The organism is Shewanella carassii, assembly GCF_019670705.1.
Taxonomy (GTDB): Bacteria; Pseudomonadota; Gammaproteobacteria; order Enterobacterales; family Shewanellaceae; genus Shewanella; species Shewanella carassii.
Genome location: NZ_AP024618.1, coordinates 2869779 through 2890390 on the forward strand (window position 1 = coordinate 2869779; position 20612 = coordinate 2890390).

At 52.9% G+C, this 20612-nt stretch carries 19 protein-coding genes and 1 pseudogene; 6 read left to right on the forward strand and 14 right to left on the reverse strand.

The window, feature by feature from the left end; all coding sequences use genetic code 11:
• Window positions 1-73: 73 nt before the first annotated feature.
• On the reverse strand, window positions 74-592 hold the full coding sequence (locus K5621_RS13030; RefSeq protein WP_025009852.1) for an Hcp family type VI secretion system effector: 519 nt from the start codon (window positions 590-592) through the stop codon (window positions 74-76).
• A 681-nt stretch (window positions 593-1273) separates the two neighbouring features.
• Here K5621_RS13030 and K5621_RS13035 point away from each other — a divergent pair.
• The 5 genes from K5621_RS13035 (at window position 1274) to K5621_RS13055 (ending at window position 3643) form a co-directional block, all read left to right on the forward strand.
• Window positions 1274-1723, forward strand: a complete 450-nt coding sequence (locus K5621_RS13035; RefSeq protein WP_221049444.1) for a hypothetical protein — start codon at window positions 1274-1276, stop codon at window positions 1721-1723.
• Window positions 1724-2031: 308 nt separating this feature from the next.
• Complete coding sequence (locus K5621_RS13040) at window positions 2032-2154, forward strand: helix-turn-helix domain-containing protein (RefSeq protein WP_308419683.1); 123 nt, start codon at window positions 2032-2034, stop codon at window positions 2152-2154.
• Window positions 2151-2921 carry an AzlC family ABC transporter permease gene (locus K5621_RS13045; protein ID WP_243891476.1) on the forward strand — a complete coding sequence of 257 codons (771 nt, stop codon included), beginning with the start codon at window positions 2151-2153 and terminating at the stop codon, window positions 2919-2921. Before K5621_RS13040 ends, K5621_RS13045 begins: the two co-directional genes overlap by 4 nt.
• Complete coding sequence (locus K5621_RS13050; RefSeq protein ID WP_221049445.1) at window positions 2918-3226, forward strand: AzlD domain-containing protein; 309 nt, start codon at window positions 2918-2920, stop codon at window positions 3224-3226. Before K5621_RS13045 ends, K5621_RS13050 begins: the two co-directional genes overlap by 4 nt.
• 27 nt (window positions 3227-3253) lie before the next feature.
• Complete coding sequence (locus tag K5621_RS13055) at window positions 3254-3643, forward strand: hypothetical protein (RefSeq protein ID WP_167387694.1); 390 nt, start codon at window positions 3254-3256, stop codon at window positions 3641-3643.
• Between the two features lie 71 nt (window positions 3644-3714).
• Here the strand turns inward: K5621_RS13055 and K5621_RS13060 are convergent, their stop codons facing one another.
• The 10 genes and pseudogenes from K5621_RS13060 to K5621_RS13105 all read right to left on the reverse strand — a co-directional run bounded on the left by K5621_RS13060 (window position 3715) and on the right by K5621_RS13105 (window position 15259).
• A complete protein-coding gene (locus K5621_RS13060; protein ID WP_100145426.1) occupies window positions 3715-4422 on the reverse strand; it encodes a helix-turn-helix transcriptional regulator in 708 nt (235 codons plus the stop codon).
• Window positions 4423-4650: 228 nt separating this feature from the next.
• Window positions 4651-5034, reverse strand: coding sequence for a VOC family protein (locus K5621_RS13065; RefSeq protein WP_025009828.1), 384 nt, complete (start codon window positions 5032-5034; stop codon window positions 4651-4653).
• A gap of 508 nt (window positions 5035-5542) precedes the next feature.
• Window positions 5543-7264: a phospho-sugar mutase gene (locus K5621_RS13070; RefSeq protein WP_221049446.1), complete on the reverse strand. Its 1722-nt coding sequence runs from the start codon at window positions 7262-7264 to the stop codon at window positions 5543-5545.
• A 228-nt stretch (window positions 7265-7492) separates the two neighbouring features.
• Window positions 7493-7798, reverse strand: a complete 306-nt coding sequence (locus K5621_RS13075; RefSeq protein ID WP_025009827.1) for a hypothetical protein — start codon at window positions 7796-7798, stop codon at window positions 7493-7495.
• 240 nt (window positions 7799-8038) lie between these two features.
• Window positions 8039-8428 (reverse strand): annotated as a pseudogene (locus tag K5621_RS13080) (ATP-binding cassette domain-containing protein); the annotation flags it as partial.
• 166 nt (window positions 8429-8594) lie between these two features.
• The gene (gene oleD / locus K5621_RS13085) at window positions 8595-9665 is read right to left on the reverse strand and encodes a 2-alkyl-3-oxoalkanoate reductase (RefSeq protein WP_425332446.1); all 1071 of its coding nucleotides are present in this window, start codon (window positions 9663-9665) and stop codon (window positions 8595-8597) included.
• Window positions 9666-9777: 112 nt separating this feature from the next.
• The gene (locus K5621_RS13090; protein WP_221049449.1) at window positions 9778-11619 is read right to left on the reverse strand and encodes a fatty acid CoA ligase family protein; all 1842 of its coding nucleotides are present in this window, start codon (window positions 11617-11619) and stop codon (window positions 9778-9780) included.
• Window position 11620: 1 nt separating this feature from the next.
• A complete protein-coding gene (locus tag K5621_RS13095) occupies window positions 11621-12607 on the reverse strand; it encodes an alpha/beta fold hydrolase (RefSeq protein ID WP_221049450.1) in 987 nt (328 codons plus the stop codon).
• Between the two features lie 102 nt (window positions 12608-12709).
• Window positions 12710-13759 (reverse strand): 3-oxoacyl-ACP synthase III, encoded by a 1050-nt coding sequence (locus K5621_RS13100; RefSeq protein ID WP_096141333.1) that lies wholly within the window; start codon window positions 13757-13759, stop codon window positions 12710-12712.
• A gap of 195 nt (window positions 13760-13954) precedes the next feature.
• Window positions 13955-15259, reverse strand: a complete 1305-nt coding sequence (locus K5621_RS13105; protein ID WP_245003078.1) for a class I SAM-dependent methyltransferase — start codon at window positions 15257-15259, stop codon at window positions 13955-13957.
• Window positions 15260-15766: 507 nt separating this feature from the next.
• Between K5621_RS13105 and K5621_RS13110 the strand changes: the two genes are divergently transcribed.
• On the forward strand, window positions 15767-16027 hold the full coding sequence (locus K5621_RS13110) for a DUF1289 domain-containing protein (protein WP_100145412.1): 261 nt from the start codon (window positions 15767-15769) through the stop codon (window positions 16025-16027).
• An 89-nt stretch (window positions 16028-16116) separates the two neighbouring features.
• Here K5621_RS13110 and K5621_RS13115 read toward each other — a convergent pair whose 3' ends face one another.
• The 3 genes from K5621_RS13115 to K5621_RS13125 all read right to left on the reverse strand — a co-directional run bounded on the left by K5621_RS13115 (window position 16117) and on the right by K5621_RS13125 (window position 20374).
• Window positions 16117-17643 carry a peptide MFS transporter gene (locus K5621_RS13115; protein WP_221049452.1) on the reverse strand — a complete coding sequence of 509 codons (1527 nt, stop codon included), beginning with the start codon at window positions 17641-17643 and terminating at the stop codon, window positions 16117-16119.
• A 361-nt stretch (window positions 17644-18004) separates the two neighbouring features.
• Window positions 18005-18364 carry a YajD family HNH nuclease gene (locus K5621_RS13120; RefSeq protein ID WP_025009816.1) on the reverse strand — a complete coding sequence of 120 codons (360 nt, stop codon included), beginning with the start codon at window positions 18362-18364 and terminating at the stop codon, window positions 18005-18007.
• Between the two features lie 24 nt (window positions 18365-18388).
• Window positions 18389-20374, reverse strand: coding sequence for a BCCT family transporter (locus K5621_RS13125; protein WP_221049453.1), 1986 nt, complete (start codon window positions 20372-20374; stop codon window positions 18389-18391).
• Window positions 20375-20612: the final 238 nt, after the last annotated feature.

The following is a 20612-nucleotide window of genomic DNA, read 5'->3' on the forward strand; positions in this document are numbered from 1 at the left end:
ACCTTTACATCAGATAACAAGAGGCGCCCGGCTATCAGCCGGAACACCTCTTAGAAAACAGTTGCTGAATGAATTATGCTTCGATGGGCTTGCGCCAATCGTCGGCTCCAGAGGTTCCGGCGCTGACGTGATCCCAGTCTATCTTGCGATAAGCCATGGACACTTCAACCAACTGAGTAAAGTCAGCCTTATTGGGATCCTGGCAGTGAGGCATATTGCAGTTGATATCTATGATAGTGGCGCCTTCCAGCTTGGTCGTGAAGAAGTGCTCTTGCTTACCTTCGATAGAAGTGCGGTACCACTTGAGCTCAACCTTGGTCAGTTTCTCACCGGAAGAGAGTGAGTTGTACATCAAGGGAACGGCTTTGTTCAGCGCGACGGTGAACTTGAACGGCTTGTGCACACGCTGACCGGAAGGCATGCCAGACTGAGGGTCGGTTGGCACAGTCACAATGTGGTTGAACTCCTGAACCAGCATCTCGTCTTCATGGCCTTCCACAAAGATGTCACCGACAGATTCCGCAGTAAAGGCGCCGGCAGTGAGGTTGCCCTGAGTTTGGCCTTCGATAGAGATATAACATGGTGTTGGCATGATAAATTCCTTTTTAAAATTCACTGAGGTTTGGATTAACCTTCCTAGCTAACGCAACCTTCGTGCCAAAATTTAATCAATTGATTTCGTTACTGTTTAAAAAATAGCCTAATTGGCTGGGCAAAAAATTGCCCGAACTTGAGCAAAAAATTGCCCGGCGGGCAAGAAATTGCCCAATCAGTCAGGCATACCTTAAAAACTTATTTTTTGCTGCTTTATGGCGGACAAGATTGACCGTCGCAATCCCTCTCTTACCGGCACGGGTATGTGTACAGAATATCCAACGCAAGGTCCCGGGTTAATATGCCGGATAATATGCGAAATAGAGAGGCCGGCAGAGGAATCATGATGAGCGCCATAGACATAGGCCTGACCTTGGTGAGCCTTGAACACTGGAGCCTCAGCTGCCTCATGGCAACTCAATAGTGTCTGTATCAAGTCAATCATATTTGTCGTGTTACCTCTCTGTCTCGGCCAGTTGATAAGTTAGATGGAAGTAGGAGATTGGACATTTTCATGAACCAAGATTTGATAATCAGCGGACTTTGACTATCTAATCCATCATCATGGCCCCTGCAACTGCCGTGCTAAACTGCCGATTCGCATTGACATTTAGCGAGAAATATAATTTCATACCAACAGTCCATCCAATTGTTTTTAAAGAAAAATGATAGAAGTAAAATGTTTTACGTTTTTTGCCACACAGAAGTACGCGCATCGGATATAACAAAAATAGTGGAGGATAAACATTACCCAATCATAGAAATTGGCGGTTTAGAGCTATCTCCAAGCATAAGACTCACATGTACCAACCCTAATATAAACGAGTTTGATGCTGATGATATGTTAGGAGGGTTCTTTTCGGATCTATTCAACTCTATCAATAATGAAATAATAGAAGAGAATGGCAATGTAATTATAAAATCCATTTTTGTCCTACAATTCGATGTTGATTGTCCTATATCACTACATGGCGACGAAATAACCTACAAAGAAGGAGAAAGAGATTACTCATATAAAGTATCACCTTCTTTCTGTAGAACAGACTTTCCACCATTGACCGATTCGATAGAGATTAAATCAGAAAAGAAACTCACAATAGAAGAAGCAGTTAAAGAATTGATAATGTAATGAATGGGTTGATGCGCTTATTACCGGGTAAAGACATCTGCAATGAGGTCGCCCTGAGTTTGAGCATCGATATAGGTACAAGTTAGAGTTAGTTTGATAAATTTCTTTTTAAAATTTACTGGGGTTTGGATTAACCTTTATATCCAAAGTGACCTTTGCGCAAAACTTAACCAATTAATTTAGTTACAGTTTAAGACTTGGTCTAAGTGTGTGGCCCCCTTTTCACTCAATCATACCTTAACACTTATTCTTGTTGCTTCATGGCGGCCAGGATTGGCCGTAACAATCCCCGGTAGTCCCCCATCCAGGTGGCACAAGACTCAGGATTTTGCGACCAAAGCCATTTGAACCGTCAATTCAAACGGGCATTCGGCACCACTCCGGGCCAATTTGTTCAAACAGAAAAATCATCAAGATGGAGTCAAGATTGACCATACACAATCAGCAATCATCATGCGTTCAGGAACTTAACCGGGGCCGCGAATTTTTACGGGGTACCCTGGCGGTAATGCCGCTGACTTTAGCTGTTATCCCCTGGGGAATATTGGCCGGCTCGCTGGCACTAGAAACCGGCCTCAGCGCCGTAGAGAGTCAAGCCATGAGCCTATTTGTTTTCGCAGGCTCGGCGCAATTGGTCGCCCTCGGAATGATAAAGGCAGGTTCAGGCCTACTGGCCATTTTGGTTACCACGGCATTGATCACCTCGCGTCATCTGCTGTATGCCATGGCGATGCGTCCAGCCATCAGCCCCTTGCCACTGCGCTGGCGCCTGACACTGGGTTTTCTGCTCACGGATGAACTCTTTGCGGTGGCCAATCAAAGCAAGGAAAGTACCCTTAGGCCCTGGTACGCCCTGGGAGCTGGTTTGAGTTTTTATCTTGGCTGGAATCTGGCAACCCTGGCCGGAATTCTCGCCGGCAGCTCTATGGATAATCTCGGCTCTTTGGGACTGGATTTTGCCATCGCAGCCACCTTTATCGCTTTGGTGGTGCCGAGGATAGTCAATGTTGCCACCGCCTTATGTGTGCTCACTGCCATGTTGCTGAGCGTCCTGTGTGAAGCACTGGCAATCCCGGGAGGCCTGCTGATCGCCGCCGTAACCGCCATGGCTGTGGGGTATCTCTATCAAAGCCTCTTGGGCAGCAGTCCAGTTAAACCGGTTGAGACAACACAAGATAAAGGCGAGGAGCAGGCATGATTTGGGTAACCATATTGACCATGGCGCTGTTGGTAATACTCAGCCGTTATTTACTGCTTGAGCCCGGGCTGCCGATACGGCTTGGCAAGAAAACCCAGGCTTTCCTTGGCTTTTCGGCACCGGCGGTATTAAGCGCCATCTTCGCCCCCATAGTGTTTCTGCGAGACGGCGAGTTGCAACTGAGCCTGAGCAATCCCTACCTCAGCTGTGCCCTGCTGGCGGCCTTACTGGCACTGCTGACCCGCAACACCCTGCTGACCACTATCGTCAGCATGGCGGTGTTTTTCTGGATTTATACCCAATAGCATCAGCGCTGTATGAGGACGAACATTTTGCTCGATACGCTAAAGAAGCACCAAGACGATTTATACTGCAATCCACCGGCAACGGAGGCGCAAATCGATCAGTTGCTTAATGTCTGGGAATCTATTCCACCAGGTTCACTGCCCCGCGACTATCTGGATTTACTCAGGTATGCCAATGGCATCCAAATTAACAATGTCATCCTTAACTCAATCGACGAACTATTGCACTGCAGCCTGGAGCAGGATGACTTTTTACAGCTGGGCCATGAAGGCAACCTGGACAGCATAGTGTTTCACCTCCCCAGTGCCGAATACCGGGTAGTGAATTTTTTCGACTTACGGGAAACCTTTGAAAGCTTTGATTACCTGAAAGATTTGATAGCTTACCTGTTGCAGGAGCAAGGAATAATGTCTTAGGGGAACTGACATTTTGAATGTTCAAAGTTGGCTTTTCACGCCAGCGCCCTGTCGGTCAAGCGTCAGTAAGATCAACTTTCGCCCTGGCTTTGCTCCTGTCTTTGATAGTCATCCTCCATACGGCGGACAAAGTCCTCCATCTCCTGGCCCGGGGTAATGGGGAAACGCTCCGGCAACTGTGACAGATTAACGATACGGTCGACCCGAAAGGAGCGAAAGTCGTCTCTCAGTTCACACCAGGCCAACAAGGTCCAGGTGCCGCGCCAAAAGTAGATAGCCAGCGGCCTTATTTTGCGCTGACTGGCAATACCTTTTACATCCTGATAGTCGAGCAACACAAAGTGGCGCAGCCTGGCGGCAATACGCAGTGGGTCAAGATAAACAAACTCTTGCTGATCCAGATAGAAGTCCGGTGAGAACATCAAACTCTGCAGCGCCCGCAAACGCTCAGGCACCACGGCTTCAACCTTGATAAGCGCCTGTTTGGCCGCCTTGCCCAGCTCATTGCCGCCCCAGGTCTGCACCATACGGATCCCCAATTGAATCGCTTCCAGTTCGGCCTCATTGAACATCAACGGCGGGACACTCACCTCCTGACGCAGCAGATAGCCAAGCCCGGCCTCCCCTTCGATGGGGATACCACTGAGACAGAGATCCTGAATATCTCGATAGATGGTTCTGACAGAGACTTCCAGGCGCTCGGCCAATACGGCCGCAGTGGTCAAACGGCGGTGGCGCAGGATCTGCACTATTTGAAACAAACGGTCGGCGCGGCGCATGACTTAATACCATTCCTTATAGATGTTTGATTTGACTTCCAAAGTTTGGCTTGAAACGCCAGGCTTACAGCGCAGACCAATGTCGATTTATCCCTATACACCACGCATTGCCCTACTAGCCTGCCACCCTTTCATTCTTGCTAACTGAGTAAACTCCTATGCGCTATGGTATTCATTCAAGCAAAGACCGACATTGCGTCGGTCCCGATAAAGATAACAGCGCTGAGCTTACAACTGCATGGCCCACAAGCCAAGTCGGTTGCCTTCGGAATCGGCTATTTGGGCACAATAGCCGCATTCACCTTCCTTGATGGGCATAGGTGGCAAGAGGATTTGCACACCCTGTGCTTCCAGCTGACCTATGGTGGTACCCAGCTTGTCACCCAGGTGGAGGTAAACCACGGATGCCGTCATTGAAGGGGCCATCTGCGGGTGTTTAATCAGCCCAAAGCAAGCGGTATCACCACTGGTGCGGCTGACGCTGACATACTCACACTCAGGCATAGGGTCTTCGCTGCAGTGCAGTCCCAGCACCTCTTGATAAAAACGCTTGGCGCGAGCCATATCGGCAACCGGGATCTCACTCCAGACCAAAGGGATTTCTGCTGACATTTTCACATCTCCATGTTGATTCAGTTGTGGCAGGAGGACCATCCTCCGCCGTCCTGACAAGCTTGGCTCTCAGGACGAAAACAAGTATGCACTGGTGCTGCTGACAACCTGTTGTCAGTAGTCTGAGCGAAAACATCAATAAAATTCGCATGGTAATAAGCATGACCTAAGGAAGGTGCGAATAAGTCCTCGTGGCATTCTCTTGATGTAGAGAGTGGCTTGCACAGCAATTGGCGCTCAAGGCATCTGACTGAAGGCATGCCGGGGCCTGTCAAAGTCGGATAACGCAGAGAGCCTGTTGCTGTGAAAGCCCCAAAGGGCGTGGCTTATAGACCTGCCTGCTGTGTTCTGCTTCTTGCAAAGGACTAGGGCCATTTGCGGCGAACCACGCCTTGCATCCAGGTCCGTAAACCGACGCAGAGCACACATGGGACTTGTTCGCACCTTCCCTAAAAGGCCCGCAGTGCGGGCCTTCATCTATCTTCTCAGCGGCTTTCCGGGCAGTAGGTTACTTGGGCAGTGACGCCTGATGGCCGCTGACGAAGGCATCCAGCGCAGCTCTGGCCCGGCTTTCGGCATCTGCCAGGCTGTCGCTTGCCTGCATAGGCTCAACCACCTCGTAATAACACTTGATCTTGGGCTCGGTTCCTGAGGGCCGCACTATCACCCGGGCACCGCCTTCAAGGTGGAAGGTCAGCACATCACTGGCCGGTAATTCAATGATCTCCCGCCGCCCATCGGCGTAACGTCGCTCGGCCGATTTGAGATCCTCGGTCACCAATACTGCCATGCCCGCAATAGACTCGGGGGGATTGGCCCGCAGATGGGCCCCGATATCCGGCGTTCCCGGCTTGAGCGCTATGCTCACCTGAGTATTAAGGTGCAAACCATAGTCGCGATAGATCTCTTCCAGTCTGTCCCAGATGGTTTTGTCCTGTGCCACCAGCTCGGCTGTCAGCTGGGCAAAAGCCACCAGCGCCGACAGGCCGTCCTTATCCCACACCATGCTGCCCACTGTATAGCCCAGCGCCTCTTCATAGGCGAACAGGAATTTATTGCTGTCGCTCTGGCGCTGCATACCAACATTGGTGAGCCACTTGAAACCCGTGAGCGTGGTATAAAACTCACCGCCCTTGGCCTTGGCGATTTTGGAGAGCAAGGTTGAAGAGACTATGGTGGTTCCCAGCAGACGCTGATTGGCCGGCGCCTTGGACAACAGATAGTGGCCCAGCAAGGCCCCCACCTGATCGCCGGTGAGCATTTGGTACTCGCCATCATCACGGCGCACTGCTACCGCCAGCCTGTCGGCATCCGGATCGTTGGCACAGGCCAGCAGCGCCTGATGCTGCTTGGCCTCGGCGATCACCAGATCCATGGCGCCCTTCTCTTCCGGGTTGGGGAACTTAACCGTTGGGAAGTCACCGTCCGGTTTTTCCTGGGCAGCGACAGAATAAACCTGAGTAAAACCGGCATCCTTGAGCACTGTCTTAGCCATTTCTGCGCCAACACCATGCATGGCGGTATAGGCCAGGCTCACCCTTTCGGGCGCCGTTTTGTGCTGCAACACATCGGCATGGAACACACCGCGGCGATAGTCCTGATAGAAATCATCCTGCAGCCAGATGAGTTTACCCTGCTTGGTGGCTTCACTCTGCTCCAGCCAAGGCAGCTCTTCGTTGGCAGCCTTGTCAATGCAGGCAGCAATACCTGAGTCATGTGGCGGAATGATCTGCGCGCCATTACCCCAATAGACCTTGTAGCCATTGTATTGCGGCGGGTTATGGCTGGCGGTCACTACGATACCGGCGGCAGCTTCAAAGTGTTTCACCCCAAAGGCCACCAGCGGCGTGGCGGCCACTTTGGCGGTGAGGCGCACCTTAATTCCCATGGCGGTCAACACACTGGCGGCATCATGGGCGAAGGTACGTGAATCATGACGACCATCGAAACCTATCACCACACCGCGACTGGCGGCATCTTTAACCTGGGCAAGCAGATACTGCCCTAGGCCCGCTGTGGTTTGACGGATAACCAAACGGTTCATCCGCATGGGACCGGCGCCAACCACGCCCCTGAGACCGGCGGTGCCGAAGGCCAAGCGACCGGCAAAGCGAGCGGCCAATTCAGTTTCATTGCCTTCGGCTTTAAGACTCAACAGCTCATCCCGGGTTTTAGGGTCGGGATCTATCTCCAGCCAATGTTTCAGTTGCAGCTCCAGATGAGTATTCATAGGTGGCCTCTTTGATAATCAGTTTCATTCCAAAGTAAGAAAAACTCGGGTCCGCGACAAGTGAATTTGCATTAATTTTATGATTTTGTTCGGACTTTAACGTAGGCCCTCCTACTTAAGTCAGCCCTTTGCCATCCGTATGTGGTGTTTGCAGCGGCAATGAGAACTCTTGTAGAGCGGGCTCCCGTCATAACACCTGTGACTTACAAACAGATAGGTGCAACTATTTCAGCGGGACATATTGATGGAGATAACGTTATTGAAGATCTCCTTGTCAAATTGCTGCTCCAGTTGTTGTCGCCAGGGCATGGGACAGACACGCACCAGGAAGAACTGTTCCCGGGAGGTATCTGTCACAAATGCCATGCCGTGTTGCATCAATTCATAGTGGATATCATGGACAAACACCATGGAGAAATTCTGCCTGCCGGTAAGCTGGTTGATATCCTCACGGCTCATGCTGACCCCATGCTCTACCTGCTCGAAACGCTTATAAAGCCAGTCGGCAAACTCTTTGGCACTGACCATAGACATAATCCCATTCCTTATAGAAGTTTGAGTCACTCAAAGCGCTGTCAGCCGTTCGAGTACAGCGGAATTGGCGAAAGCATAGTGATTCTATGGCGAGTCAGGTGAGGCGGTCATCGACTGGCCATATCCATAAACTATAGTCGAGCCCAGAGTATCGGGGAGATGAATGGCAGCCTGTCTGCGACAGTCGCTGATTTCACTGACAAAGCCTAAATGTAAAAACGCCAAGTAGGCCGTTAAAGATCAGAGCTTGAAAATATTGTCTTTCGAGTCCCGGTCCACCAGTTTGATGAAGGGATCGACCCCGACATAGGCAGGCTTTTCGCTCAGCACAAGTTCAAGATGATTCTCGCCATTCTTGAGCCGGTATTTCTGCAGCGACAACACCTGTTCATCCTGTTTGGGCTTGTCCGGGTAGATCTTAAAGGCGCCAATATCAATCCACTCATCCGGCGGTACCTTCTGCTCGGCGCCCTTCTTTATCATGGGATAAACGTTAAAATCCTGCGGTAGATACCCCAGGTACTGGCGCAATTTTTGCGGCTGTTTGAGAATGTCTATACCGTCGAAACTAATGCTGCCGCTATCGGCACTTTGCAATGCGGCTATGGCGCGCATCAAAGAGGATTTGCCTGGATTGCCACCTCAGGAAGGTGCTCAAGGCTGACTTGCCCCAGGCTAAGGCGACTGTCGGCAAGAGGGAAGCTGATGTGTTTAGCCTTGAATTCGATATAAATAAACACAGGTTTTGTACCGGGCAACCGCGGCAACATATCATTTGCTTATGATGTTCTTGAGCTTAGTTCGAGTGGCCAAGAGAGCGCCTTAGCTTATTCATTCCCTGCTCCATACTGACGATGACCCTGTAATCCAAGTCGCGCTTGGCGGCTGAGATATCGTAGTAGTGGCTGCAGGAAAGTTGTTTGGCGACAAAGCGGGTCATCAGCGGTTCCTGCTTGATAGCCAGCAGTCGGTATAGTCCTTCAAGCATGGCACCAATGGCGTAGGCCAAAGAGGCAGGTACCCGCTTTTCCACCGCGGGTAAGTTGTCACAGGCAAGAATGCTGTCGAGCATGGCCGCCATCGTCAGGGGCTGATCGTTACTGACAAAATAGGCCTTGCCATTGCAGCGACAAGGTTCGGCCAGCAGGCTTCTGGCCGCACTCAGGTGGGCAAAGGCGGCATTGTCGATATAAATGGTGTCCACCAACTTGTCTTCACGGCCCACCAACTTGAGTCGGCCCTTGCGACCTCGTTCCAGCACGCGGGGCACCAAATGAGGATCGCCAGGCCCCCAAATCAGGTGCGGCCGAATAGCCACTGTCTTCAAGCCGTTTTGGGCAGCGGCCAGCACCAACTCTTCCGCTTCCGACTTGGAGGCGCCGTAATGATTGAGATAATGCCTGGCGTAGGGAACCGACTCATCGATACCTGCCTCATCCTTGCCATCGAAGGTGACACTCGGCGTGCTGGTATAGACCAGATAACCAATCCCCAATTCACGGGCGCAGGCGATGATGTTTTCTGTCCCCAACACATTGGGGCGAAAATAACTTGCTCTGCTGCCCCAGACTCCAGCCTTGGAGGCAACGTGAAAGATAAGCTCACAGCCATCGAGGGCTTGTTTCAATGCTTGCTTGTCGCAAATATCGGCGCGCACCATGGTGGCGCCCATGGCCTCGAGCGCCGGATAATGGCCCCTGGCCACCCCCACTACTTGAATACCGGCGGCCAGCAGCGGCCGACATATGGCTTCTCCCAAAAAGCCTCCGGCGCCTGTCACCAACACCCGCTTGACTCGGGTCGCGAGTTCCCGGGCCAGCGCCAACAGCTCGGGATGAAGTTCATCATGCCCGTTTTCTTGTGACAAAGCCGCAGTCTCTTGTAATAAAGCCGCTGGCAAATCCTGCGACGAGGCTATTGACTCAGGTGATTGAGATTGTGGTGCAGATGTGGCCATAGTGGGTTTCTGTCTCTGTTATCTATTTTGGCTTCCAGCCGTTTCCAGCCAACTGTTTTTGCGCCCAAACGGCAAGTTGCTCGCGAAATATCTTGGCATTGTGGCGCACATCCATGGGAAACCCCGGATGCAACATAAAATGCCTGATGCCCCGGGTCAGTGGCTGCTTGTCGGCAAGTGCCTGCAACTCGGTAAACAGCTGTTGCTGCTCGGCTGGCGACAGGGATTGCTCAAGCTCGACGCAGATAAGCGGTACTTTTTCGGGCACAGTGCTATCAGGGGAAGTGTTATCAAGAGAAGTGCTATCAAGGAAAGTGCTCTCTTGGACTGTCCCCCCGCCGCCACGCTTATTCTGCATCAGTTCAACGCCAACCAGTGCCGAACGTTTAACCTGATGATGGGTATTGAAAATCCGCTCACAGGGAATAGACAGATAGCGTTTTTGCAGCTCACCGTCCTTAATGACATCCACTCTGTGGGCCTTGCGGCCACACATCCACAAGCGACCCTCGGCATCAAGATAACCGAGATCGCCCATCCGGTGCAGTTGCCGGCCTTCATAGGCAATCTTGGCCTGCTTGTTGGCGCCTTCACGGCGATAGTAGCTTTGGTTGACCACAGCGCCGTCAACGACGATTTCGCCTATCTCCCCCGTCGCCAACTCGAGAGTCGGCGACCAGCTGTCGATGGCCTCTTCACTGATCCCTATGATACTGACCCTTATTCCGGATACCGGCTTACCGACACAGATGCCGCCGCCCTTGTCGGTGATGGCGGCGGTAGCGCCAAGCGCCTTGCTGCCAATCATGGAGACAGGCAGGGATTCGGTAGCACCATAGGAGTTGAGCACTTCGACATCCTCGGCCAACATGGCGGAGAAACGCGCTATCGCCTTGGGGTCGGCCGGCGCACCGGCGGATATCACCCGCTTCAAGCTGTGCAGCTGGCGCCCGTTTCCGCCGCGTCCCAAACGGTCGAGCAAGGCGGGATTCACAAACATATTGCTGCAGGCATAGTGCTCTATGGCGGCAAACAGGTTTTCCGGTCTGGCGGTTATCGGTTTGCTGGCATCCATTTCAGGCACAATTGATGCCATCCCCAGCGCCGGACCAAAGAGGGCAAACAGTGGGAAGGTAGACAGATCCCGCTCGCCGGGACGAATGCCATAGTCATTTCGCAGCGCGGTTATCTGCGCCTCAAACATGCCGTGGCTGTAGACCACGCCTTTTGGAGTGCCGGTGCTGCCACTGGTAAACAAGATAGCCGCCATCTGCTGCGCGCCTAGCTGTGCCATGGGAAATGTGACTGACTCGGGTGCCCTGGCCAGCAAACGGCTGACACTGCTGCCACCCCAAGGAGGGTTACGGCCAAGAAAGCCTTCACCAGCCGTCAGCAACAAGCGGATACTGGGTTTGCCCCAACCGAACAGCAATCTGGCCACATGGGCCTTGGGGATCCCGATAAAGGCGTCGGGCTCGGCTTCCGCCAGACACTGCTTGAGCTTGGCGATCCCCATACCTGGGTCCACCATCACAGGGATGATCCCCGCCTTGAATAGGGCAAAGGTAAGCACAAAAAACTCTATCCCCGGAGTCACCATAAGCACGGCTTTCATCCCGGGCTTGAAGCCATAGTCGAGCAAGGCGCTAGCAAGCCGGTCGCTGTCGCTGTCCAGGGTCTTGAAATCAAGCTCCTGGTAACTGAACTTGCCACCGCGGCGGCGCTGCACGGCAACCGCCAGGTCCTCGCTCTGGCTAATGGCCGCCTGCTTCAGGTGGCGACACAGGTTGTGCCCCTTGGCGGAGTTTGCCTCTGGGGCCGGTTCATTGGCAGCCGCTTGCGAGTCTTCGGCGGGTGGGAGCATCTCAGTCAGCGCTCCCGGCTGGGGTGATTTCCGCCGATGCATTTTCTTCAGGGGTAGATGCTTGTTCGTCGGCGCTTTTAGCCACTGCCGTTTCAGCGATAAAGCGGCGAATATGGGCTATCACCTCATCACTGGCGTCTTCAAGAATATAATGGCCGCAGTCGGCAAAGGCGTGCAGCTCGGCTTGGGGCAAACGCTGCTGCCAACCTTCAAGGAAGTGCTGGTCAAAGACAAAGTCCTTGAGGCCCCAAAGAATAATGGTCGGCACTTGGGTAAACTGCTGCAAACTGGCATCAATCGACTGCACCAAGTCCCAGTTTCTGTCGCCGGGCTTGAGCGGAATATCCTGTACAAACCTCAAAGTCGAGATTCGATTTTGCCAGGAGTTGAATGGTGTCACATAAGCGCGGCGCACATCCGCAGCCATGGGCGCACGTTTGACTCCCACATAGGAAGCGGCGGACGAGAAGGCATTGAAGCCCCGCACCAGCAGGGTGCCAAGCGCGGTATCGCGGCAGATTTTCAGCGCCAGCGGCAAGGGCTTGCTCTCTGGCAAACCGAAGGCGGCGGTATTAAGCAGCACCAGGCGTTTAATCCTCTCGGGATAGCGGGCGGCATAGCCCATGCCTATCATGCCGCCCCAGTCATGCAGCACCAGTGTGATATTGCTGCGAATATCCAGACTGTCCAGCAGTGCTTCCAGATCGTCGATACGCTGCGCCAGAGTGTAGTCATAGGCATCATCGCCCGGTTTGTCGGACAAGCCGCAGCCGATATGATCCGGCACCACACATTCATATTGGTCGCTTAACGCCTGCACCAGGTTACGGTAGTAAAAAGACCAGCTGGGGTTACCGTGCACCATCACCACGGCATCGGGGCGTCGGCCGTTAATCCCGGCGGGTTTTTCATGCACATAATGCAGTTTGTGGCCGCCGAGCGTGATGAAATGACGCTTGAACGGGAAGAGTGTATCTAGGGTGGCCATTGGCTATCCTGTTGTTAATTTTGGTTATTTAGGCACTATTCTAATGGGCTCTGTCGAATGGACACTGTCAAATGGGCATTGTCTAAAGCCTGTATCAAGGGCTTACCAGCGCAGCCCCAGCATCATGCAGTTGAGTCCAGAGCCTATGCCAAGAAAGCTCACCCGGTCGCCTGCCTGCAAAAAGCCTTCACCGTGGGCCAGCGCCGCCGACACAGGCAAAGAGACTGTGCCCATATTGCCAAGGCGGGCAAAGGTGGGAAACTCTTTGTGCTCGGCAATGCCCAGGGCGCCCAATACTTGTTTTCGGTTGGCAGCCCCCACCTGATGACAGATAACCTTATCCACCTGTCCGGCAAGCCACTGGCGCTGCTGCAAAAACTGCTCCCAAGTTTGGCGTGCCAGCTCCACTCCCTCCTTCAGAAGGGCAACAGCATCTGTGCGCATCACCTCACGGTAGAGGCGGTTACCGACCTCGACAAAGCCCCACTGACACATCTGATGATGCTCCGGCGCCGCCAACTGACTGGCACCGAGCAACTGATGCTTGCGGGAGGTGGTAAGCGGCAAGCTGCCATCTGTGAGGATAACGGCCACGGCACCTGAGCCGCCGGTCAGGGTGGCCAGAGACGCCGCAAAGTTTGCCATGCTGGGTTCGGCCAGCATCTGCTCTATGGACGCCTCGACTATCTCCCGGGATGATTCACAGGACACCACCATACCGGCGCGGATCTGCCCCAGTTCAATACGGTTGGCCACATCCAGAATACCGGACAGGACTCCTAGGCAGGCGTTGCTGATATCAAAAACGGCGCAGTCGCGCCCGATACCTATGGCTGAAGCCACAGCGCAGGCCGTAGCCGGCTCATGCTGGTCACGGCACACGCCGGTGTAAACCAAGGCGCCAAGCGCTTTGGGATCCAGCCCAGTCTCGGCCAGCGCCTTTTGGGCGGCGCACACTGCGCCTTGGGAAACCTTGAAGCCCTTGGGCCACCAACGACGCTCCTCAATGCCTGTCAGGGCAGCGAGTTGCCCAATGGGGATACGAAACTTTTGATAAAGCGGCGCAAGCCGGGATTCCAACTCGCGGCTGGACACCATTTCCGGCGCCAACTCATAAGCCAGACTATTGATATACACACGGGAATAATTCATGAAAAGCCAATCACTCTCTCGGGCGCTCTGTGCCCTTGTTATCTTTTGGGGTCGTGATAATTAAGTCTTATGCCCCAGGCTGGCGCCATTTGAACAAGAAATGGCGGGGTATTCAATAAAAACTGCACTCAAGGGGTAATAGCACGGATCTTCCGCCACTCGATGGGCATCATTGTCCCCTAGGTCAAAGTCGCTTTAGTCACCCATGTCCGGTAACCAGGCATGGATCAAGGCGTTGCGCGGCGTGGTGGCCTGTTCGCAAAAGGCGCCGAGCTGTACCCGGTAACCTGCCTCCAACAGGAAACAGACCCTATCAAGCAGCAGGTACCGTTCAATAACCGGCCGAAACAGATGTGCCGCCAAGTCAATACGGGCGGTTAATCTGCGCCTTTGCTCCCCCAAGTGCTGATAGGCGGCAAAATCCACAGCCTCAGGCAATAGCACCCCCTTTTGCGCCGCGGCCCAAAGACAGAACTCCTTGAAGCTACCGGACAGCTGACTCTGCCGCACCGCAGGCAGTGGCAGATAAGTGTCCCGAGCGCGCACTTCACGCTGCAGACTATCGAATCCGAGCCGCCAACTGACCTCTTTGATCCTGTCGGCGCGCGCTTTTTGATTGGCAATAACACTGTGATTAAGCGGCAGTTGCAGCGCCGCCTTATCCAGTCGCAGCGCCTGCTCTTGAGCGCCTAGACTCAAGGGAGGGATATCGCCGGAGGGCAAGAGGTGATAACAACAAGGGGAAACCGAGATCACGGCGGTACCACTTGCAACCGCGCGGCGCAGCAGCGTCAGGTGCAGCTCGCCGCAGGCATGCAGCGCAATGGCATGCTGTTTGGGCTTAAGATAACAAGGCTCGGCAGCAAAGGCATCGGCGCAGACAAATTGCTGCGGCAAGTTACGTTTTTTTGCCGCTAGCTCGCCGGCTTCACACAAAGATGCTTGCCACTCCAGGCTCAATACCGCCTTGCCGCTCAAGGCGCTGAGCAGGCGCCCGAGATGCCCTTTCCCGGCGCACCACTCCAATAAAGGAAAGGGGTTGTTATGGGTGGCTATGGTATTGGCAAAGCGGCTTATCTGCTGCCATTTTCGGCCCTTGATACCGGCGCTGAGCCGAGCCTCAGTTGCCGCGCAGAGCTTAGGTTGGTCGTTATCCTTTTCAGGTGCCGGATAATCAAAGAGCTGCCAGGCAAAGTGTCTCTTATCCCACAGGGCCAATTCCTGCTCGCTCAAATCTGCAGCCAAGGCCGGCCAAAGGGTTGCCAACAACAATGACTGACTGGCATCGACAGTCTCGAGCGCATCGTCATCCAGTGCCCAAAGCGCTGCGGCCAGCTTGGCAAAACGCTGCTGCCAGGGAAGCTTTTGGTGCTCGAAACTCCTGACACTCCAAAGCTCGCGGCTTGAGAGCAACAACTGACTGAGCTGTCGAAGCTCTGCTTTCACCTCGGGCAAGCTGCAATCGACTGCCGTCAGCCGGGTTTCAACCCTGTAAGCCACTGGCTCGGCTTGCCGGGGGGAGTTCTGTTGGCAGTCACACATTTTACTGGCCCGATTAACTTAAAAGGGTCGCATTATAGCCCCTGGCTGCCTTTGAGGAAAATAGCGACCCAAAGTAGCAAACTGGGGGCAAAGCCTTTGCGCAAGCTGGGGTTGAGTCTCCCGCTTACTGAGAGCTTTACAGCCAAGGGAGGAAACCAGCCGTAAAGACAAATTCACATAACAAATTGATTAAAAATGGATAATTATTTCAATAAACTATGCCTAAAGCCCGAGTCATCATTTTTCCTAGCGGCCTGGCAACGAAAGCTGCCACCGTTTTCAGGTATAAATTTGCTCAAAGCTGTTACCGCGGCATCTGCCACAATAGACTGGTGCACTCAAGCTGACAAAACAATCAAACGATATGGTCGAGTGAAATCGGTCGAGCGAAATCAATCGCGCCAATTCGCGGCGCTACACTCCGCCGCTGAACAGAATACAGAATATTGATAAGAAGGATGTTGAATGCTCCAATCTCCCTGCGTGGCGCGCTGCGGCCTCAATGAAGACGACTTTTGTATGGGTTGCCTGCGCCATATAGATGAAATCGTCAATTGGAGCCGTTGCCCGGATGAAGAGAAACGCGCCATTATTGCCCAACTCCCGGAGCGAAAACACACCTTTTCGGGCATGGAAAACAGCGGCATTATCAGTAGAGCCAAATACCTTGAGGCAGAGGCCAGGCTTGGGCATAGCGACAAGAGCAATGCAAGCAAAAAAGAGTGATATAGCTTAAGCGTTTAAGGCAACCCAGCCTTTAATAAAGAAAAAGACCGCGATTGCGGTCTTTTTTGGGTTTATGGGTCACTCAGTCATTACTGCGCTGAGTCGGCAGAACCATTTCCGTTATGGGAATGGTGAGTTTCAGTCAAACGACGCATCAGCGGCAATACCGCCAGTGCGATAAAGGTACAAACCAGCGCCGCAATCCCCAACTTGTTGAACAAACTGGTGTAGATGGGCAGAGTCTCAAGCGGATCTGTGATGTTCTTCGGCACACTGGCGAAGTTGGCCACCACACCACCCAGATACTGAGAGATGCCCGAGGCGACAAAGTAAGCCCCCATCATAAAGCCTCCCATGCGCTCAGGTACGTAACGGGCAATCATAGCCAAGCCCAAACCACTGACCAGCAGCTCACCGAGTGAGTAAGCACCGTAACCCCAGATCATCACCCAGGAAGAGGTCTTGCCATCGACGGCGAACATGCCGGCGAAGCTGTAGATGAAGAAACCCAGTGCCACTACAGCAAAGCCCAGTGCGAACTTGGCGGCGATGGAAATATCCTTGTTGTTACGTCCGGCAGAGGCATAAACCCAGGCCAGCACAGGACTGAGCAACATGATCCAGATAGGGTTCAAGGCCTGGAACTGCGCTGGTGACCAGGTCCACAGATCGACACCGAACGCCTGGAAGTTCCAGTCAACGTTACGCAGGGCAAACAGCGCCAGCGAGGTAGACATCTGTTGGTAGAAAATAAAGAAGAAAACGGTTTGGATAGTGAGCACCGCGGCGGCAATCAAACCGGCCCGCTCACTAACATCACTGTTTTTAATCAAATAGATAAAGATACCGAGTACAGCAACACCTGCGGTGTAAACAAAGGCGCGGGCCACATCTTCATATTCAAGGATAAAGGCCGAAGCTACTACAGACAGAGCCGCCAGACCGAGCACCGTAAACAGTTTATTCATTTCCACCGGACGGGTATCCGGCTCCGAGCCATAGTTGGCCAGGGTTTTGTGCATTATGGCGTAGTTACCCAGGCCTACCAACAGGCCCACACAGCAGACGGCAAAGGCCGCGTGCCAACCGAACTCGTTGCCATAGTTGGCATTGACGTAATCTTTAATCCAGGGAGTCAACAACATGGAGAAGGTGGAACCCACGTTCACCGCCATGTAGTAAATGGTAAAGGCGCTATCTATCTTGGAGTCGTCCCCTTCATAGATTTTGCGCACCAGGTTACCGGCGTTGGGTTTGAACAAACCGTTACCAACAACGATTACCCCCAGAGCCGAAAACAGGAACCAAGTGTTTTCAGTCGGTACTGTCATCAAGGCATAACCCAATGACAGAATACCGGCACCGAGCAGCATGGTGCGCTTGGTACCGAGTATTTTATCCCCGACCCAGCCACCAATCGCCGGCGACACATAAATCAATGCGGCACAGGCACTCCATACCAGGTTGGCGCGACTGTCCTCAAACCCAAGACGCTGTACCATGAAGTACACGATAAGCGCCTGCATACCGTAATAACCGAAACGTTCCCATAACTCGATAAGTGACACAGTCATAAATGAATGCGTCTTGCTTACCTTAGGAGACCCTAATGTCATTTTGCTTGCTTCCATCTTGATTTGAAATAATTGTCAGACGAGTATAAAACTGCGCGCCGCACAATCCAACGCAAACTCTGGGGCAAAACACACTTTGTCGCAATTCTTCCACTCAGCTCAAATTCCGTTGACCAATTTTTCAGCAAAACATTTATTATCAGTGACGAAAAACGGAGCAAACCCAGCTGCAACAAGGGCTTACATTAGCCAACGGTAATTTTTGTCGGTATCAAAAGCACAGATAAGCCAAGATTAGAATCGCTTTTATCAGCGCCTTTGAGATAAAAAAACCGCCCTTTGATGGACGGTTTTTTCGGTCTCAGTTATTGAGGTCTTTTGAAGTTCCCCGAGAAAGAGGTCGTCAATCTTTGGCCGCCATTCTCGCCTTGAGATCGGCAAAAGGATTGAAGGTGGCCGGCGCCTGTTTGGCCTCACTGGTGTCGCCGTACTGCACCAGCTCTTCAAACCTCGAATGCTCGTTGTCATGGCAGTAGAGACACAACAGCTCCCAGTTGGAGCCATCTGAGGGGTTGTTGTCGTGATTGTGATCTCTGTGATGCACAGTCAGCTCGCGTAGGTTCTTGTGGGTAAACTCCCTGGCACAGCGACCACAGACCCAGGGATAAAGCTTGAGAGCCTGCTCCCGATAACCCTTTTCACGACTCGCCTGATACTCACGGGCCTGAGCCAGCACCCGATCCAATTTACTCTGTTCTGCCATCTTTCTTTTCCGGTGAACGGGCCCTTAAGGGCCCTCTACATATTCTGCGCTGGACAGATGCAGATAGTGCAGGTGTTTCTCATATTGAGTCACCACATCTGCCTGGATCTGCTCTTCCGTATAACCCATCACATCATAATACTGTCCACCGTGTTCGAGAAAGACTTCAACCCGGAAGTAGTTATTTTGTGATTCATCCTCACCTTCTTCCTGAGTCTGATGGGTCACAGGCAGCGTAAAGGCGCGGATCCGCAAACCATAGACAAAAGTCTGCCCCTCTTCATTTTCGATAACCAACCTCACCCTGTCTTCATCGTATTGGAGATCGGCATTGATACCGCGGGACAAGAAACCCTGAGAAACCTTGGACAGCGCCGGCGTTGCCACGTTGTCGACAAAGTGCCGCGCCTGTTCATAGGAGGGATGCGACACCAGCACATCTATCCTGTCTTCCCAAGACACGCTGGTTCTGGCGTACTGCACGCTGGTGGTATGTAGCTGCACGCTGTTGATTTTGAGCCAATCATCCTGCAGCGCCTTGAACAGGCCAAAGCAGATAAGCAGCATCACCAACAAGAACGGCATGGCACTGGCAATCGCCGCCGTTTGCAGCGCCTGCAAGCCACCGGCGAGCAGCAGCACAGAGGCAACCACACCTTGCATCAGGGCCCAGAAGATCCGCTGCCATACAGGCGCATCGGCATCGCCGCCTGAGGTCAGGTTATCGATCACCAAAGAGCCTGAGTCCGACGAAGTCACAAAGAAGGTTACCACCAGACACACGGCGATGACTGACAGCAAACTGGAAAGCGGCAAGTGCTCGAAGAAAGTAAACAGGGCGACCGACACATCGGTGGAAACTGCAGTAGCCAGATATTCGGCACCGTGATTCATGATGGCATCAATTGCCGAGTTACCGAAAACTGTCATCCACAGGAAGGTGAACCCACTGGGAACAAACAAAATCCCTACCAAAAACTCTCGAATGGTGCGGCCACGGGAGACCCGGGCGATAAAGGTACCGACAAAAGGTGACCAGGAGATCCACCAGCCCCAATAGAGCAGAGTCCAGCCACCGAGCCAGTCATTCTTCTGCTCGTAGGCGTAGAGGTTAAAGGTCTTGCTCACCAGCTCACTCAAATAGCTGCCGGTGTTTTGCACGAAAGACTGCAGCAGAGCGACTGTTGGCCCAAACAGCAACACTATCATCATCAGCACAAAAGCCAGCCCGAGGTTAAGCTCACTTAAACGCTTCACCCCTTTATCCAGGCCGGAAAACACAGAGCCGGTGGCGATAAGAGTAATACCTATGATCAGTGCCACCTGCACAGTGCTGCTAATAGGGAAAGAATCACCCAACAGATAGTTGAGTCCCGAGTTAACCTGCAATACCCCGAAACCCAATGAGGTAGCCACACCAAACATGGTACCCAACACCGCAAAGGTGTCGACGCAGTGACCTATGGGGCCATAAATACGTTCACCAATCAGAGGATAGAGGGCACTTCGTGGCAGCAGCGGCAACTTATGCCGATAGCTGAAATAGGCCAGACTCAGGGCGACTACCGCATAGATGGCCCAGGCGTGAATCCCCCAGTGGAAGAAGGTGATCTTCATCGCCTCTTTGGCGGCTTCAACTGTTTGGGGATCCGCATCCGGCGGCGCCAGATAGTGCATCACAGGCTCACCGACCCCAAAGAACATCAAGCCTATGCCCATACCGGCGGAGAACAGCATGGCAATCCAGCTCTTGTAGCTGTAATCCGGCTCGGCATGATCCGGCCCAAGCTTGATATCACCGAAGCGACTCACCATCACAAAGATGATAAATACCAGAAAAATGGCCACGCCCATGATGTAGAGCCAGCCGGCCTTCAGCTCCAGCCAGGACTGAGCTGACTTAAATAGCTCCTGCGCCTCATTCGGCCAGACGGCACACACCAACACCATGAAGGCGATACAGATCACTGACGAAAAAAACACCGGAGGATTAATACTCGACTTAATCAAATTTTGCGCTCCTTTTAACGGATAAAACGACGCAACCTACGGCAAGCTCATCAAGACCACTGAACTCGGCCGGGGACAACGTTTATCCAAAGCCACACCAAAAGCTTATAGGATATTTATGTGCAGCGTGTGACACCCTTCCGCGGACAAGCTCTCGGCTTGATGAAAATAGAAGAGATAAGGCCCTGCCGGGATTGAATATTTGGCGGGACAGACAAGATTACCGTGGCATAGTGAA